This window comes from Bacteroides sp. CACC 737, assembly GCF_013874375.1.
GTDB lineage: Bacteria > Bacteroidota > Bacteroidia > Bacteroidales > Bacteroidaceae > Bacteroides > Bacteroides uniformis.
Genome location: NZ_CP059408.1, coordinates 2,008,264 through 2,024,730 on the forward strand (window position 1 = coordinate 2,008,264; position 16,467 = coordinate 2,024,730).

General features: G+C 43.1%; 16 protein-coding genes. 13 read left to right on the forward strand and 3 right to left on the reverse strand.

Annotation, left to right across the window (positions count from 1 at the left end):
* The first annotated feature begins 5 nt into the window (after positions 1-5).
* Together H1A11_RS08725 and H1A11_RS08730 are read left to right on the forward strand one after the other, a co-directional pair.
* The gene (locus H1A11_RS08725) at positions 6-707 is read left to right on the forward strand and encodes a prokaryotic E2 ligase family D protein (protein ID WP_032945970.1); all 702 of its coding nucleotides are present in this window, start codon (positions 6-8) and stop codon (positions 705-707) included.
* Positions 704-1,492 carry a PRTRC system ThiF family protein gene (locus tag H1A11_RS08730; RefSeq protein ID WP_032945896.1) on the forward strand — a complete coding sequence of 263 codons (789 nt, stop codon included), beginning with the start codon at positions 704-706 and terminating at the stop codon, positions 1,490-1,492. Before H1A11_RS08725 ends, H1A11_RS08730 begins: the two co-directional genes overlap by 4 nt.
* Positions 1,493-1,510: 18 nt before the next feature.
* On the opposite strand, the gene H1A11_RS08735 is transcribed toward H1A11_RS08730, so the two are convergent.
* On the reverse strand, positions 1,511-2,005 hold the full coding sequence (locus H1A11_RS08735) for a LuxR C-terminal-related transcriptional regulator (RefSeq protein WP_181758030.1): 495 nt from the start codon (positions 2,003-2,005) through the stop codon (positions 1,511-1,513).
* Between the two features lie 898 nt (positions 2,006-2,903).
* Here H1A11_RS08735 and H1A11_RS08740 point away from each other — a divergent pair.
* The 11 genes from H1A11_RS08740 to H1A11_RS08790 all read left to right on the forward strand — a co-directional run bounded on the left by H1A11_RS08740 (position 2,904) and on the right by H1A11_RS08790 (position 13,452).
* Entirely contained in the window at positions 2,904-4,163 is a 1,260-nt protein-coding gene (locus H1A11_RS08740; protein ID WP_032945897.1) for a DUF3575 domain-containing protein, read from the forward strand.
* Positions 4,160-5,092, forward strand: coding sequence for a DUF5119 domain-containing protein (locus tag H1A11_RS08745; protein WP_181758031.1), 933 nt, complete (start codon positions 4,160-4,162; stop codon positions 5,090-5,092). Before H1A11_RS08740 ends, H1A11_RS08745 begins: the two co-directional genes overlap by 4 nt.
* A gap of 40 nt (positions 5,093-5,132) precedes the next feature.
* Positions 5,133-6,242: a fimbrillin family protein gene (locus H1A11_RS08750; protein WP_181758032.1), complete on the forward strand. Its 1,110-nt coding sequence runs from the start codon at positions 5,133-5,135 to the stop codon at positions 6,240-6,242.
* 147 nt (positions 6,243-6,389) lie between these two features.
* Entirely contained in the window at positions 6,390-6,962 is a 573-nt protein-coding gene (locus H1A11_RS08755) for a hypothetical protein (RefSeq protein WP_057325885.1), read from the forward strand.
* A 278-nt stretch (positions 6,963-7,240) separates the two neighbouring features.
* On the forward strand, positions 7,241-7,546 hold the full coding sequence (locus H1A11_RS08760; RefSeq protein ID WP_129643657.1) for a hypothetical protein: 306 nt from the start codon (positions 7,241-7,243) through the stop codon (positions 7,544-7,546).
* A 444-nt stretch (positions 7,547-7,990) separates the two neighbouring features.
* The gene (locus H1A11_RS08765) at positions 7,991-10,309 is read left to right on the forward strand and encodes an ATP-binding protein (protein WP_132215710.1); all 2,319 of its coding nucleotides are present in this window, start codon (positions 7,991-7,993) and stop codon (positions 10,307-10,309) included.
* Positions 10,284-11,600: a sigma-54 dependent transcriptional regulator gene (locus H1A11_RS08770; RefSeq protein ID WP_057325882.1), complete on the forward strand. Its 1,317-nt coding sequence runs from the start codon at positions 10,284-10,286 to the stop codon at positions 11,598-11,600. Before H1A11_RS08765 ends, H1A11_RS08770 begins: the two co-directional genes overlap by 26 nt.
* Before the next feature lie 284 nt (positions 11,601-11,884).
* Positions 11,885-12,301, forward strand: a complete 417-nt coding sequence (locus H1A11_RS08775) for a hypothetical protein (RefSeq protein WP_121956544.1) — start codon at positions 11,885-11,887, stop codon at positions 12,299-12,301.
* 215 nt (positions 12,302-12,516) lie between these two features.
* Complete coding sequence (locus H1A11_RS08780) at positions 12,517-12,831, forward strand: helix-turn-helix domain-containing protein (RefSeq protein ID WP_121956545.1); 315 nt, start codon at positions 12,517-12,519, stop codon at positions 12,829-12,831.
* Positions 12,832-12,847: 16 nt separating this feature from the next.
* On the forward strand, positions 12,848-13,144 hold the full coding sequence (locus tag H1A11_RS08785; protein WP_009135689.1) for a helix-turn-helix domain-containing protein: 297 nt from the start codon (positions 12,848-12,850) through the stop codon (positions 13,142-13,144).
* Positions 13,141-13,452: a helix-turn-helix domain-containing protein gene (locus H1A11_RS08790; protein ID WP_121956546.1), complete on the forward strand. Its 312-nt coding sequence runs from the start codon at positions 13,141-13,143 to the stop codon at positions 13,450-13,452. The genes H1A11_RS08785 and H1A11_RS08790 overlap by 4 nt, the downstream gene beginning before the upstream one ends.
* Before the next feature lie 67 nt (positions 13,453-13,519).
* On the opposite strand, the gene H1A11_RS08795 is transcribed toward H1A11_RS08790, so the two are convergent.
* Positions 13,520-14,821 (reverse strand): site-specific integrase, encoded by a 1,302-nt coding sequence (locus H1A11_RS08795; RefSeq protein WP_121956547.1) that lies wholly within the window; start codon positions 14,819-14,821, stop codon positions 13,520-13,522.
* Positions 14,822-14,843: 22 nt separating this feature from the next.
* The gene (locus H1A11_RS08800; protein WP_181758033.1) at positions 14,844-16,067 is read right to left on the reverse strand and encodes a site-specific integrase; all 1,224 of its coding nucleotides are present in this window, start codon (positions 16,065-16,067) and stop codon (positions 14,844-14,846) included.
* Positions 16,068-16,467 lie beyond the last annotated feature (400 nt).

Genomic DNA, 16,467 nt, shown 5'->3' on the forward strand with positions numbered 1-16,467 from the left:
ACATCATGATAGAGACAAACGAACTTACAAGAACCTTAAAGACTTTGCTTATCCCCAAGGCGGCACTGATTGCCTACACCTCGGAGAATGAGAGGATTTTCTTTCTGGAGGTACGGGATATAGACGACCGGGGGAATATGACGGAAGGAAGGCCGGTGACCCTGGAATTCATGAACGAACTGGTGAAGGGGTATTCGGAAAGGCACGGCAGCACGCCCTACGGAAAAATACCGTCCAACCTGATGTATTGCGATTCACGCAAGGGAAGCGAACGGTATGTATGGTACAATCCTCCGGGTAAAAGGATGATGTTCTTCGGTCCGGAGCTTAAAATCGACAATGCGGAATACAACCTGCCTGGAGTGATTTACGAGGCGGGGGAACACGGGATGAATATATATGCCTACAAGGGCGATACACCCGACAAGGATACGCCACTATATGCCGCACCGTTCTTCAACGTGACCGGATCCGGCGTATGTCTGGGTTCTGCCAATTTAGAGAAACAGAAAGATATGACCTACGAAAAGCTGCTGCAATACTGGGAAAAGAAATTCTGGCTGACGGAGTTCTCCCACTTGGGAGGCAACGGAAACCCGACCCGATCTAATCTTGTTCTGGTGACAAAAGCAGCCAGGAACAGACCTTTCGACCTCGAAGAATTAAAACCATTGAACAATCTGAAACTTAAAGACATCCTGAAATGAAAAGAGTACACTATATTGACAACTATCTGGTAAACCCGCAGCATCCGGTAACAGTAAATCTGATTGGAGCGGGAGGAACAGGCTCGCAGGTGCTTACCTGTCTGGCCCGACTTGATACTGCATTGAGAGGACTCGGACACCCGGGGCTGTTCGTGACCCTGTATGATCCCGACATCGTGACGGAAGCCAACATCGGCCGTCAGCTGTTCGGGCCGTCTGATCTGGGACAGAACAAGGCGCAATGCCTTGTCTCCCGGATAAACAATTTCTTCGGCAACGACTGGAAGGCGCAGCCGGACATCTATCCGACCGTATTGAAGGATGCCCGACGGGATAATCTGGCCAATATCACAATCACTTGTACGGACAACATCAAATCCCGGATAGACCTGTGGAACCTGTTGAAGGCTTTGCCACAACCGACATTCTGCACTTACGAAACCCCTTTGTATTGGATGGATTTCGGAAACACGCAGACCACGGGACAGGTCGTTATGGGTACGGTGCCGAAAAAAATAAAACAGCCGGCATCCAAACTGTATGAAACTGTCAGTACCTTGAAAGTAATCACCCGTTTCGTGCGATACTCTCGGGTAAAGGAAGAAGACTCCGGTCCAAGCTGCTCGCTGGCGGAAGCATTGGACAGGCAGGACCTGTTCATCAATTCCACGCTGGCACAACTCGGCTGCAATATCCTGTGGAAGATGTTCCGCAACGGGATGATTGAGCATCACGGGCTGTACCTGAATCTGGAAACGATGAAAGTGAATCCGATAAATATATGAATAGATAGTCAACCGCATTTATATATGTACTTGTTCTTCATACGCCCTCATCCGCTCCAATAAAACTTCTTTCAAATTGTCATTTTTGTCTAGGTTGAGCTTGCTTCTTATGCTTGAGCGCTGACTTGTAATGTTGCCGCTACTTCTATGCAGTATTTCACATATCTGACTGACTGTCTTATCCTGCACAATCAGTCGGCAGATGCTTAACTCAGATGGGGATAGTTCTGGAAATATGGTCCGGAGCACCTCAATGTGGCTCTTTTCTTCTTTCATGTGTGAAGTAATGGCTGCATAGAGGTTCTTTTTTGTCTTTTCCCCCAATATGCTTAGCAGCGAACCGTTCTTTTCTTCCGTATTGTCATTGTTTGCGAGCTCGGCAAATGCAAACAGTTCTTTTCTGCTCATCTGAAGCGATTTTAAGAGGGAGGCCTCTTCTGCCTTCAGGGTATTGTATTCCTTCTGAAGGGAATTGATGTTTTTATTTAACAGCCGTCCCAGTATTGCTACCATACTATATATAATGATTATCAAAGGGAGAAAAGAGGTCAAAAAAGGTCCATGCGTGACAACAACACAGGCTATATATGAAGCAACAGCTAATATGGATAACAGGATGGATACTTTATACATATATGCGCAGATAGCAATCATGATATATAATATTGACATTACCATATTACTCATAATGAGTAATCGTTGAAAAGAGTAATCATTATGTATAGAACAATAGATTATTTCTATACATTTTTCTATATGTATAACGATTAAGATGGAAGAAAACGCTGTATTGATATTGATTTTCTTTGTGGAGTAAAGTGTAGTAAACACCACCAATGCCGCAAACTTAATCGCATTCATATAATAGTACAGTGTTCCCGGGAATGGTATACTGAAGGTGTAAGTTGGAATACAGAGAAATACAATGCCTAAGAAAAGAAGGAATACGTTCTTTTGCTGATGTTCCATTATAGTACCTTCTTCTATCGAATTATCAATAAGCTGTCGATATACGGTTCCTACTGTCATAATTAATCGATTTTCAGTTGTTAATGTATATGTTTGTTTTTATTAGGTGCAAATATAATTAGTTTTTTATTGAAAACCAAATATTTATCTATAATATGTAGTCATTATAAGTATTCGAGGTTTAATCGGATAATTAGGGTAAGTATGCAACATAAAGTATATAAAGTGCCATAAGTATCATGAAATTGATAAGATAAGCATTATAATTATATACTACTATTATTATAAGTATAAATAAGTAGATATAACCAGTAAATCAAGTATTATGCCATAAAACTTAAAGTGTAAACAAGTATAAAATAGTTGTTTGGCTCTTTGTTGGGAAGAAAAATCGGAGTTAATTTTGCACTCGAAATAGATAACGAATGTATAATATATTAGTATGAACAGAAATTTGACAACCTTATTATGTGGCTTGATTGTTGCACTCTATTCTATATATGGTGCGAACATGTTACATGCGCAGGTCCAGAAAGATTCTGTCCGAATTTTCTTTTATCAAGGGAGAGCTGATCTTGATATGAAATTAAGAAGCAACAAATTGGAGTTGGAGCGTCTGTTGGAATTGTGTTCGTCAATTGAGGATACTACTTTGTATTATAATAATATATCTATCAAAGGGTGGACTTCTCCGGAAGGGGGCATATCAATAAATAGCAGTCTTTCGAAAAAACGAGCAGATGCGATTATTGAATTTCTTTCAACCAATGTGCAGAAAAAAATAAGCACAATTGACGTGCATTTTAAAGGAAGTGACTGGAATCGACTTCTGGATTTGGTTAGAAGGGATAAAGGCATTCCATTTCAAGCAGAAGCAATTAACATTGTGGAACAGTTGATGATTTTGGATGAAGCGGAGAAGTATAAATACTTTGATGAAATTAGAACTCTACATAGTGGTAGGATCTATGCTTATCTATATCAAAAAGTTTTTCCTGAACTACGTTCCACTATTATTCAGTTTGCAAAAGAAAGAAAACCTTGTGCATCCGTTTTCATGCCCGATACGGTTTATATCCATGTTACGGATACAGTCTATATACCAGTCAAAGAAATAGAATGCGATACCATTTACGTTCCGGTAATTGGTAATAAGAAACCGTTCTACATGGCTATAAAAACCAATTTGACATACGATGCATTGTTGATTCCGAATATCGGAATTGAATTCTATCTTGGTAAAAAATGGTCAGCCAGTTTGAATTGGATGTATGCTTGGTGGAAAAGTGATCGTAAGCATAACTATTGGCGTACCTATGGCGGTGATTTTGAGATAAGACGTTGGCTGGGCAAAAAGTCTGACATAAAACCTCTAAGCGGACATCATTTAGGTGTATACGCTCAGATGTTAACTTATGATTTCGAATTGGGTGGCCGTGGTTATCTGGGTGATAAATGGACCTATGGATGTGGTGTAAGTTATGGTTACTCTCTTCCACTGACCTCACGCCTAAATATGGATTTCACATTGGGTCTAGGCTATTTAGGTGGCATTTACAAAGAATATCTTCCTATTGATGATCACTATGTATGGCAGAAAACTCGCAGGATGAATTGGTTCGGTCCGACAAAAGCAGAAATATCTCTAGTTTGGTTGATTGGAAGAGGCAACAAAAATGCACAGAAAGGAGGTATAAGATGAGAATGGGTATCATTTCGATATTGTTTTGCTCTTGTCTCTTGTCTCTTGTCTCTTGTGAGCATAAAGACTTGTGTTATAGTCATCCACATGACCAAGAGGTAAGAATCCTTTTTGATTGGAGCAATATTCGCGAGGAGAATATTCCGAAAGTGGTTGCTGTCGTCTTTCGTAATGAAGAAACAAATACTGTCGTAGAATTTGCCTTGCCACCGGAAGGTGGTATAGTAATGATTCCTAATGGAGCGTATGAGTTTACAGCCTATAATGTGGGTCAATATGGAAACATCTTTAAGGAGACAGATGCAGGCAAAATAGTAACGACTCCTGTTTCTCGCAAATTGAAAGGAATATATTATGAGGCTCCTGATTTTTTGTGCTTGGAGAACCTAAGGGTTGCGCTTACAGATTCCGAAACGTCCAGGTTGATAACGGCAAAACCCATCAGACGAACAGCAAGGGTGGACTATAGGATAAATGGCATTGAAAGGTTGGAAAAAGCAGATGCTATCTATGCTGTACTGTCGGGATGTTCAGCCGAATTGGAACTCTATACCGGATGTTGTGTGGAAAGGCATGAAGATGGAATACAGCATAATATAGTATTTGAAGTAGATAAATGGAAGCAGCAAGGATGGTTCTATATGTTTGGAGGCGGATTCACCCCTGAAAATAGAAGAACGAGCGAACATGTCCACATTCTGTCTATATACGCAGTGTATAAGGATAATAAATACAAAAAGTTAGATATTGATGTGACACAACAGATACATTGCGAGAATCCGATAGGTTTACCCATGGAGGATTTTAGTATTGTAGTTGATTTAAATTTGGCACATCCCGATGGTGGTGATGACACCGATGACACTGAAGGTTTTTTCGATCCGGAAGTTGAAGGTTGGGAAGACATTGAAATAGATATTCCATTGTAGAATAATAATTTTTTAATTAAACAATAAGAAACGCAAAATTATGAAAAAAAAGAGCTTTTACATTCTTGCATTGGCTGCATTGGCAGTAAGTTGTACTAACGATGAGTTGACGACCAACGAAACTAACGCCGTTGTAGGTTTTCACGCACTGACATCGGGAGTAACCACCAGAGCTGTCAACGAAACCAATAGTGTTAACCTTAAAGACAGTCCGTTTGATGTCTATGCTTTCACAGAGACTGATGGCAAACTGTTCATAGGAAAAAGCCTGAGCGAATCCGATTACGAATTAAGCCAGGGTGTTGAAATCCGACACAATGGTTCTGCGTGGGATTATGCTAACCCGGCAGACAAGGCATACTGGCCTACGGACAAAAAACTGAATTTCTTTGCATTCCATCCACAACCAGACCCTAGCGGAGTATATAGCGTGGAGGTCTTTTCTGCCTCAAAACAAGTGGTGCGTTATTCTGTACCTACCAATGCTAAATTTCAGAAAGACTTGATGTACGCCATTTCACGAGGGGTGGACAAAAATACGAACGCAGGAAAGGTTAAGATATTATTCAAACATGCACTCTCACAGGCATGCTTCAAAGCAAAAACAGAAATGGAATCCATGAGAGTTGATGTTGAAGATATCCAGATCCACAACATTGCTGTTGATGGTGACTTGACATTACCACAGACTGGTACAGATATTTCCATGAAAGATTGGGATACTCAAGAAAAGCAACACATCGCGTTTGAACCGAAGAACCTTGAAACTCCGATTATGGAAATTGGAACAGAAGCCAAAGAATTAACTGGCAAGATGTATTTGCCGCAGGAACTTACAAAGTGGACTCCGGAAACTAAGACGATTGATCAGGCAAATCAAGAAAAGCAAAGTTATCTTTCAGTTTTGTGTAAAATTAAGCAAAATGGGGTTTATCTGTGGGGTAGTGAAGAAAAGGCTTGGAGATTATTCGTTCCTTTTGGTGTAAAATGGGAACCGGGTAAGAGATATGTATATACGCTGATCTTCGGTGGTGGATATAAAGATGACGGTACCCAGGTTCTTGATCAGATTAAATGGGAAGTTGAAGAGATGCCTTGGCAAGACGCTCCATACGATGTGAATGCAGACACAAATGTAAATGTCAACTAATGGTTAGGTTACATAGCTCTTACAAAGTAGGGGCTATGTTTTTACATAAGAATCCATTATATCTAACTCAAATGATTTACTCTAATATTGAGAGATAATGGAATGGGATATTATATGTTTTGAAAATAATTAGTCGTAAATTCATACATGAGAATCATCTTAATCACAATATTGCTTTTTGCAGCAACCAGTCTGTTTGCCCAAAAGACACGTCATATCTCTGTCGAGATTCTGGGTGCCCAAAACACGGTAGGTATCAACTACGACAGCCGTTTCAAAGGTACATACGGTTTGGGATACCGGGTAGGTATCGGTTATGGCTATGGCAGAAACTCGGGCTGGTTTGACGAGAGTATCAAGGGCGTAGGTGTGCCGCTGGAGCTGAACTACCTTCTCGGAAAGAAGAACAGCAAGCTGGAGCTGGGCTTCGGTGCAAGTCTGGGGATTTATCGCGTGAAGGGAGAAGTGGCATATTATAACAATCTCGAATGGTATTCAGATAGGTATAATACCTATGAAAAGGTTTCTGAATCTTATTACTATACGTCATCGGGCTGTCAGTTCGGTTATTTCCTCTTCGGAGACATCGGCTACCGCTATGAGCGCGCCGGCGGATTCATGTTTCGTATAGGAGTGTCTCCGTCCTTTAATTTTGGTGACAAACATGGAGTCACAAAGTCTTTCTTCTACCCGTACCTCGGCTTCGGATGGTCGTTCTAGGGTTTTAGCTGGAATAGACGCTCCCATCGTCACGGTAATGGCTACTATATTTCACCTCTGATTCAATTAAATAAAGTAGTATGAAGCTTTCTATGTTTAATCAAACTAAAATAACTCTCAGAAGACTGTTATTCTTGCTGTTGTCTGCTCTTGGATATGTTACCTGCTGTCACTGCCTTACCTCCTGCGGCGATGAATATGAAAAATTTCAAGGTATTGAGTTTAAAACGACAGGGGTAGTTCTGTCTCCCATAAACTCACTTTTATATCATGGCAAATTGGATGGTTCCGCGACTGATGTCACGATTACAGCTATAGGCAAAAACGCTAACTATGGATTCCTGTCTCTGATCAATACAGATGACTGTCTCTATGAGGTCACGGATGATGACTGGAAGCAGGCATTGCCTTATACTGTATGCGAAAAGACATGGGGAAAGATAGAGCTCCTGTCCGCGTCACCTTATTCCATCCGTCTGACTCTGAATGTAAACCAGACAGGGGATGACAGAAACCTCGAACTGACATTCGGCGGCGGATATGTAATTTCTACTCTGACATTGAATCAAATGAAGAGGCAGTAAAACATGACGAAGTTATCATTCTTATTCTTTATAATGACAATTGTAAAGTATTTAGAATAACTGCAATAACAGGAATCCGAAAATAAGATTTATATGAAAAATTGTATAACAAAACTTCTTTCTTCATCCGTGCTTATTTGCTGTTTTTGGAGTTATTCTAAAGAAGATACAGGAGCAACATATAATAAACATATATAACAGGATACCTTAGTCCAGAGTCTGCAATTATTAAAGAACAAGTTTTCAAGAATAAATTCTACGAACACTAAATTGGTTTCGCGGAAATTTGTATTAAAATTCAACAAATAGCCAAAATATAAGCAATGAGTACCTATAATCACATACCCATTCCAAAACAGTGTCTTCTCTTTCTTTTAGACATCTCTGTATAAAGATGAATTTTTCAATGGAATTTATCTATTTTTTATTGTTCTGAAACTAAATATGAAATTATTATTACAGCATAAAATTCTATTCGGTTATTTGATATGCATAGTAGTCATAGGAAGCATGGTCGCTATTTTGTTACACGAACGTAGCCGAGTTCTTCAGATAGAGACTGAAATGAAACACCTTCACCATGTACAGCACAATGTGAATACAGCCCACCGTTACATCACGCTTCTTGCTATGCATGGCGAAACTGCACTTGCCTGGGAAGAGGACGATTATACAAGCTATTGTTCACTCCGTCTCCGCGTAGACTCTATACTGCAATCCATGCACAAGGAAAACGTGGAGTTTGTCAGCAAAGAGCAAATTGACTCCCTTAGACATATGCTTGCCAGTAAAGAAGAGCATCTTTACCAAATCATGCAGGCGTTTCGTAGACAAGAGAATTATAATGATTTGCCACTCAAAAGCTTACCCAAAGAATTTCAATCTAAAACCATTATACGCAAGAAAAAAGGACTTGCTGGTTTTTTGGGTGCAAAAGAGACAGTAAAAATTACACCTTCTGAATCTTCTGTATTACAGTCGTTAAATAAAAAAATTCTCTCCTTTCAAAGAGAACATCAGGAGTCCATAGATACGAATATTGATAGTTTGCGTAAACACAATAAGGAACTCAATAAGGAACTTCGCACCTTAATTACCTCAATGGATGAGCAGACTAAATGTATTCTTCAAGAAAAGGAACATAATCTTCAAAAATCGTACGATCAATCTACTCTTATTATAACATGGCTCGTTTCATCTGCTCTTTTTATGCTTGCTATATCTTACTTGATTATTCAAAGGGACTTACGAGAAAAAACAAGGACGAAAATACAATTGGAGGAAACAATCAAACAGAATACGGCACTCCTTAATATGCGTAAGAGTATCATCCTTACCTTGTCGCACGACATCAAGACCCCTTTGAGCATCATAACCGGGAACCTTGAATTGGCCATGAAAACGGAGGAGGAAATGCAGCGAAATATTTTCCTGAAACACATCGGAGACGAATGCCTCCATGTGGTACACCTTCTCAACAACCTGCTGGATGTGTACCACCTGAACGAAGCGAACGAGAAACGCAGGGATGTCCCGTTTAACCTTCAAGAAATGCTGGAGCGTACTGCTGTGGGATTCTCGCATATAGCCAACGACAAGGGCATCCGGTTTGTCAGTGATTTCAAGGATACGGAAGTCAGGCTATATGGCGATGCGGTCCGCATAGAACAGATCATGCACAACCTGCTTGTCAATGCGGTTAAATTCACCGAATCCGGCACAATCAGTTTCCATGTCCGTTATCACAACGGAATTCTGACGTTGGAAATCAAGGATACCGGCATCGGTATGACCGAGGAGACGCTTTCACGTATCTTCCGTCCTTTCGAGCGCAAGGATTCTGCCGCCAATGCCGACGGACATGGCTTGGGGCTGTCTATCACGCAAGGGCTCGTAAAACTGCTTGACGGAAATATCAGGGTGACAAGTTCCATCGAGCAGGGAAGCACGTTCCGTGTAACCCTTCCGTTAAGGCAAACGGACGAACCGGTGGAAAACGAGAAGCCGGTTGAACTGCATCTTGAACACCTTCCTCATCGTGTACTGATCATCGATGACAACATCATGCAGAGGGATGTCATCAAGCAGATGCTGGAACGCAACGGTATAGCATGTACGGCATGCGCTTCGGTCAAGGAGGTGGTCAAGGCCATGCGCGACATGGATTACGACGTACTTCTCTCTGACATACAGATGCCCGGTACCGACGGGTTCGAGCTGCTTGCCCTTTTACGTGGCTCAACCATCGGCAATTCGCGTACAATACCCGTAGTCGCCATGACCGCACGCAGCGATTACGGGAAGAAAGACTATCAGGAAGCCGGATTTGCGGCCTGCATCTACAAACCGTTCTTTCTTTCGGATTTGCTGGGTCTGCTTTCGACCATAAAGACTTGCCGGAAGGATGAAAACCGGAAAGTGGACTTCAGCACGATGCTGGCAGAGGTCGATGACAAGGCAAAACTGTTAGGCTCCTTTATTGAGCAGTCAAGACAAGACGCGGATGAACTCGCTTCGGCCATGCATGGCAATGACCGGAAAAGGCTGCGTGAGATTGCCCACCGTATGCAGCCGATGTGGGAATTGTTGCAGATGGAAAATACCTTGTCCGCCTATCGGAGCCTGCTAAAAGACAGCACCACAGGCAATGACACCGTACGGGAACATACAAAACGAATCATGGAATATACCGCCATGCTGATAGCGGAAGCGAAGAACGAAATAAAAAAACTGGAAAATGAAACGGAAAATACTGATAGTTGAGGACAATATAAGCTTGTCGCAGATGCAGAAGGACTGGTTTGCACAGGCGGGATATGATGCGGTAACGGCCATGAACGAGCCGGTTGCCCGCTCGTTGATACGTAAGATTACATTCGATTTGATTCTTTCGGATGTGCGTCTGCCGGAAGGGGACGGCATCTCCCTACTGGAATGGCTACGCAAGGAAAAGAGGGATATCCCATTCATCATCACAACCGAATATGTATCAGTTTCGGATGTGGTACGTACTATCAAACTGGGTGCAATAGACTACCTGCCCAAACCGGTACACAGGGAGCATCTGCTGGAATTGGCCGAGGATGTGTTCCGGCCTATGGTTACGGTACGGAAGAAGGAGAAGGTGCTGTTTCACCGGACAAGTCCGAAAATAGAACAGGTGGAAAAATACGCCCGGCTGGTGGCTCCTTCGGAAATGGCTGTAATGATACTTGGCGCCAACGGAACCGGCAAGGAATCGGTGGCACAGAGTATCCATCAGGGCAGCGAACGGTGGAACAAACCCTTTGTGGCTGTAAATTGCGGAGCATTGCCCCGAGAACTGGCGGCTTCGCTTCTCTTCGGACATGAGAAAGGGGCGTTTACCGGTGCCGATACCGCCAAGGCAGGTTACTTCGACATGGCCAAAGGCGGAACATTGTTTCTGGATGAAATCGGAACAATGTCCTTTGAAATTCAATCCATGCTTCTCCGTGTGTTGCAGGAAAGTACCTATACGCCAATCGGCAGCAGCAAGGAACGGATAGCGGATGTGCGGATAGTCTCTGCCACAAACGAGGATTTGCAGCAGGCTATCAAGGAAGGGCGGTTCAGGGAAGACCTCTATCACCGCTTGAACGAATTTGAAATTCAACAGCCATCGTTGGCTGAATGCCCGGAGGACATCCTTCCCTTGGCCGAGTTTTTCCGTGAACGCTATTCAAAGGAGTTGAAACGCGAAACAAGTGGTTTTTCCGATGATGCCAGAAGCAAGATGCTTGCCTATCCTTGGCCGGGTAACGTGCGTGAAGTGCAAAACCGGGTGAAACGCTCCGTGCTTATTTCGGAATCACCGGTATTGGAAATGGAAGGGTTGGATACAGAAATCCATCAGCATGATAATGAATCAACAGTCAAACCTGCTATCCGCCCGCTGAAAGATGAATCGCAGGAGAAAATGAACATCATTAATGCCCTTAAAGCCTGCAACGGACACCGGGAACAGGCGGCAGCGATGCTCAAGATCAATCCGGCAACGCTGTACAGAAAGATGAAAAAATACGGGTTGAATTAAAAAATGAAGTCCGTAGCTAATGAAAATCTCGCTGAATATGTGTACATTTGCAAGTAAATAGAGAAAAAGCGGCATATCGTCTGTGAGACGGTTACCGATTGTATATAACATAAGAGCGCAAGCTTCTCAGACAGAAATCTGGTAAATTGACGTTAAAGGAGAATGATTGCGTAATGCTTATGCTATGCTTTGTCATAGCGTGGTATTGCGTATTCTCCTTTAGGCTTTACCAGAGCCTCTGTCTGAGTGCGTGATAACCACGCTTCTTTTTTTTGACAGATGACATGGCAAAGATACAGGCTGTAACGGTAATGACGCTGGATGGTTTCCTGCCTGAACCTGACAACGTGCTGACGCAATGGGTAATGAACCATAGAAAAGGGTTTGTTCATTGGCGGGAACACTGCAATGCCTGGATTCTACCTCACTCCATTCTGGATCTGCTCTGCGAGAAAGACCACAAAAACGCTTCTTTTACCTATCTGGCAGAAGTTCATGATGCAGAATCCCTTGAACTTCTTCGGGGACTTTTCCACTACAATCTTGTGGATGAATTTATAGTTTATCTGTTTCCTTATTCTATGGGGAAGGGACATTCCGTACAGAACATTCTTCCTTCCCGGCAGTGGAAGTTGCATAAAGCCGTTGCTTTTTCCAACGGCATCTGCCGCCTGATTTACCGCAATCCTTGCAGGATGTAACTTGCGTTTTGCGAGATTTCTTGCATCCTGCAAGGTTGTATTTCCATCATTCCTTTTCTCTGATAAATTTTATTTAGCTGTATTTCAATGGAATATCTATGTCGTTTCATGAAATATGGTGCCATTGGCATGCCGTTAGCCCTATATCATAATATAACCTGTTGCGCGACAAGGTGTAATCAACCGATTATTTACACTCAAAGACAGACCGTATTATGATACAGATAGACCGTGAAACCTTCCAGATGATGATCCATCAGATCATGGAACGGTTCGATAAGATTGAAGACAGACTGAACCGCATGAACCGCCAGACTTCCGCCCTTGACGGCGACAAGCTGCTGGACAATCAGGACATGTGCGAGCTGCTCGGCATAACCAAGCGCACCCTCGCACGCTACCGCCAGAAGAAACTCGTGGCGTATTACATGATTGACGGGCGTACCTATTACAAGTCTTCTGAGGTAGAGGCATTCCTCAACCAGAAGGGGAAACGTATGCCGGCAAAACTGAAAAACCAGGTGGAATAATAAAACAGAAAAGAATATGGAACTTGTATGTATTGACAAACAGACTTTTGAAGAGCTGCGTATCCGCTTCTGCAAATTTGAGGAACGGATGACACACATTTGCCGACCGGTAGAGGACCTCGGTCTGAAAAACTGGCTGGACAACCAGGAAGTGTGCGATGTGCTCCGCATCAACAAAAAGACTCTTCAGGCATATCGGGCCAAAGGGATACTTCCCTTCAGCCGTATAAAGAACAAGCTCTTCTACAAGCCGGAAGATATACAGAGATTGTTGGATTTGAGTTATCACCCTTTAATAAAGAGCAGATTATGAGCTATCATTTCATAGACAAGAAAGACCCACACATTGATGTGATGTTTCAGGGATTGGAGAAATTGGAGAAGATGCTTTCGGTATTGGAGGAAATCCCGAGAACGCTCTTCAACGGTGAACGCTTCCTTACGGATGATGAACTTTCCAATGTCCTGCGGGTGAGCAGACGCACATTGCAGGAATACCGTACATCTGGTGTAATCCCTTACTACCTGGTACAGGGAAAGGCTCTCTATAAAGAGTCCGACATTATGAAAATACTGGACGATGCCTATAAGCGGTGCCGGGAAGAACAACGCTGGGTATAGCTGGCATCATTAAAGTCAGAACGGAGAAACGACCTGCCGGGTTGCGGTTGTTTCTCCGTTCTCCTTTTCATACGGCTTGCGATTTCCGTTTCCGTTTTTTCTTTGTCGTGAAATCCTCTTCACATAATTCTATGCTGTTACCGAAGCCGGTGGCTCTCAAGCGTTTCATGTCCTCATCCACTTTTGAGTCCGTGACCTGCGCATAAATTTGCGTGGTGGAAATGGAGGTATGTCCCATCATACGGCTTACTGTCTCTATCGGGACACCCAACGAGAGAGTGATGTGGGTTCCGTAATTATGCCGGGCCTGGTGGAAGGTCAAATCAAATCCATAGGTCTTTCCCAATTCTTTTGTCAGCATGATAAAATAACAGCGTCCGTAAATGTTGAACACCTTGTCCCCGGTTCTCTGGCTACGGTACTTCTCTATGATTTGGAGAGGAATATCCAGCAGACGGACAGAGGAAAGCGTATCGGTCTTTTGGCGGTGGATATGAATCCACCAAGTGCCGTCGTCTGCCTGCGTAATATCATTTACCGACAACTTCTTCAAATCCGCATATGCCAGTCCGGTAAAAGTCGAAAAGATGAACATATCCCTCACGAATTGTAATTGCGGCTTCTCTACGGGAGTAGTCATCAATGTCTTGAGGTCCTCCAGCTTCATGTGGCGGCTTCTTCTTTTGGGGAGTTCGGGGTGCAGACGGCAGTATGGGTCTCGTCTCAACGTGCCCTGGCTGACAGCCCGCACCGTGAGTTTCTTCAAGCGGTACAGATGCTCATGCACGCTTTTGGGCTTCAGATTGCGGTCGGTGCGCAGGAAAACTTCAAAATCGTCATAGAACACCCTGTCAAGACTTCGCAACGTGACATCTTCCATACCCTTCTTTTCCCGTACAAATGCGGAAAGATGTTTGTATGAACGCTGATAGGACTCGTATGTCTCCCGTATGCGGTCTATCCCGACACGTTTCTTGAATTCCTCATTATGTTCCCTGAAGAGAGCCAGCAGGGTAAGCGGTTTCTGTCCGATACCTTTGACTGCATTCTTGACCAGTTCTGCCGTGATGAAACCCAGGCTGTTCTTTATCCGATCATAATGTCCGGCTATCTCGCTTGTCAGGTCATCTATGGCGCGGTTCACAGTAACGGCATTCTCGCTTCGTCCATCTGCACGCCCTTTCTCCGGATTCCAGATAGCCGGATTGACAGATACTTTGGTACCTATCTGAGCCCATTCGGCATCGATGCTCACCTTGCACAACAACTGGCACATCCCGTCCTTGCGTATTTTTGTACGGTTGATATAAAACAGCACGGCAAATGTGCTGCGGTGTTTGGTATTCTGTTTCTCAATATTCTGTTTCATATACTTTCCATTTAAGGGTTTATTAAATGACGACAGAAAAGCGTTCTGAAATTTTCCGGTTCAGTGCCTTTGTATCGGCATCTATCTTGTCATCGGTTACTTTCGCATAAATCTGGGTGGTTTCTATCTGACTGTGTCCAAGCATTTTGCTGACTGTTTCAAGGGGTACGCTATGGGAAAGCGTTATTTCCGTAGCGTATGTATGACGCGCGGCATGAAAGACCAACGGACGGTTTATGTGGCAGATTTGCGCAATCTCTTTCAAATAATGGTTCAGCATGGAATTGCAGTACATCGGCAGCAACTTGTCATCGGGAGCAGTGTCGCTGTACTTCTTCAGAATCTGTAGCGGCAAATCAAGCAGCGGAATCTCAAATTCTATTTTGGTTTTCTGTCTGGCACTTTTTATCCACCATGTCCCATCTTCTGCTGAACATAGGTTGCTTTTAGTCAGCAGACACATGTCTCTATATGAAATCCCGGTAAAACAGGAAAACAAAAACATATCACGGACATGGTATAATGTCTGTCTGTGAAGCGGAGTGGTCATGATTCTATGTAACTCTTCTGCCGTGAGATATTTCTGTACGGCTTTAGGACGCACCGGCTCGTATCCCAAAAACGGACTGGCGGTAATGATACCGTCAGCGATGGCCTCGCCGACAATCGTTTTCAGTTGTACGGTCAGATTGATGATTGTTCCGGGGGCGAGATTGCGTTCTGTCCGAAGGTATAAATCATACTTGTCAATAAAGGAACGGTCTAGCGCAGAGAACGGGATATCGGAAAGTTTGTATTTTGCCTGCAAGAATCTTTCGATATGGTTGTAGGCGTTCCGGTAAGCACGCAGACTTCCTATGGTGCGGTTTACTCCCACACGCTTTTCAAAACAATTGATAAATCGTCTGAAGTAGCCCAAAAGAGTTTCCTGTCCGCTGGCCATTCCTAGCAGAATACTTTTTATCTCTTCTGCTGTCACACCGTCACGTACAGCCGACAGTTCTGAGTAGATACTTAAAGCCATTGCACGAATCTCGTCCAGACGGTTGTTTATCTCCTTTGCCGCCACACTCTTGCCTGATGCACGTCCGGAAGTCCAGCGCGACTGTGACACTTTCATCTTAACACTGAATGCCGCTTCCGAGTATTTCCCGACGCTTAACTTAGCCATTACAGGGCAGTTTCCGTCAACATCCGCCTCGCTCTTTTTCAGGTAGAACGATACCTTTACATTTGCTTGATTCATAACTAATTCCTTTGTTTGCAAAATTATTATATAGCGAGCAAATGAATGGCATGAAAAATATAGCGGAACGGAGAATAAGGTCCTTCGCCTAACAAACAAACCCTGTCTTTTTTTCTAATACGGAAAAATATGACTAAGTTTGCATGATAGACATAGCAAGAAACATCGTTCCATGCAGTGATAAACAGGATATGAAAAGTAGAAATGGAAGCTATTTCCAACCCTCTTTTTCAACCCGGAAAAGGCAACGGATAAGTAGCGATTTGTTTTCCGAACTCCCTCAAAAACGGTCAAAAACCACAAATGGAAGAATCTGGAACAAAGCTACATATTCCTTTAGTTCTCAAATACTTTGTACTATTTCCTCAAAAGTTATCCGTATGTGGGCGAGTTTCGCTAT

Coding starts and splice junctions, on each gene's coding strand:
- H1A11_RS08725 (WP_032945970.1), top strand. CDS start 6: ATGATAGAGACAAACGAACTTACAAGAACCTTAAAGACTTTGCTTATC.
- H1A11_RS08730 (WP_032945896.1), top strand. CDS start 704: ATGAAAAGAGTACACTATATTGACAACTATCTGGTAAACCCGCAGCAT.
- H1A11_RS08735 (WP_181758030.1), bottom strand. CDS start 2,005: ATGGTAGCAATACTGGGACGGCTGTTAAATAAAAACATCAATTCCCTT.
- H1A11_RS08740 (WP_032945897.1), top strand. CDS start 2,904: ATGAACAGAAATTTGACAACCTTATTATGTGGCTTGATTGTTGCACTC.
- H1A11_RS08745 (WP_181758031.1), top strand. CDS start 4,160: ATGAGAATGGGTATCATTTCGATATTGTTTTGCTCTTGTCTCTTGTCT.
- H1A11_RS08750 (WP_181758032.1), top strand. CDS start 5,133: ATGAAAAAAAAGAGCTTTTACATTCTTGCATTGGCTGCATTGGCAGTA.
- H1A11_RS08755 (WP_057325885.1), top strand. CDS start 6,390: ATGAGAATCATCTTAATCACAATATTGCTTTTTGCAGCAACCAGTCTG.
- H1A11_RS08765 (WP_132215710.1), top strand. CDS start 7,991: ATGAAATTATTATTACAGCATAAAATTCTATTCGGTTATTTGATATGC.
- H1A11_RS08770 (WP_057325882.1), top strand. CDS start 10,284: ATGAAACGGAAAATACTGATAGTTGAGGACAATATAAGCTTGTCGCAG.
- H1A11_RS08775 (WP_121956544.1), top strand. CDS start 11,885: ATGGCAAAGATACAGGCTGTAACGGTAATGACGCTGGATGGTTTCCTG.
- H1A11_RS08780 (WP_121956545.1), top strand. CDS start 12,517: ATGATACAGATAGACCGTGAAACCTTCCAGATGATGATCCATCAGATC.
- H1A11_RS08785 (WP_009135689.1), top strand. CDS start 12,848: ATGGAACTTGTATGTATTGACAAACAGACTTTTGAAGAGCTGCGTATC.
- H1A11_RS08790 (WP_121956546.1), top strand. CDS start 13,141: ATGAGCTATCATTTCATAGACAAGAAAGACCCACACATTGATGTGATG.
- H1A11_RS08795 (WP_121956547.1), bottom strand. CDS start 14,821: ATGAAACAGAATATTGAGAAACAGAATACCAAACACCGCAGCACATTT.
- H1A11_RS08800 (WP_181758033.1), bottom strand. CDS start 16,067: ATGAATCAAGCAAATGTAAAGGTATCGTTCTACCTGAAAAAGAGCGAG.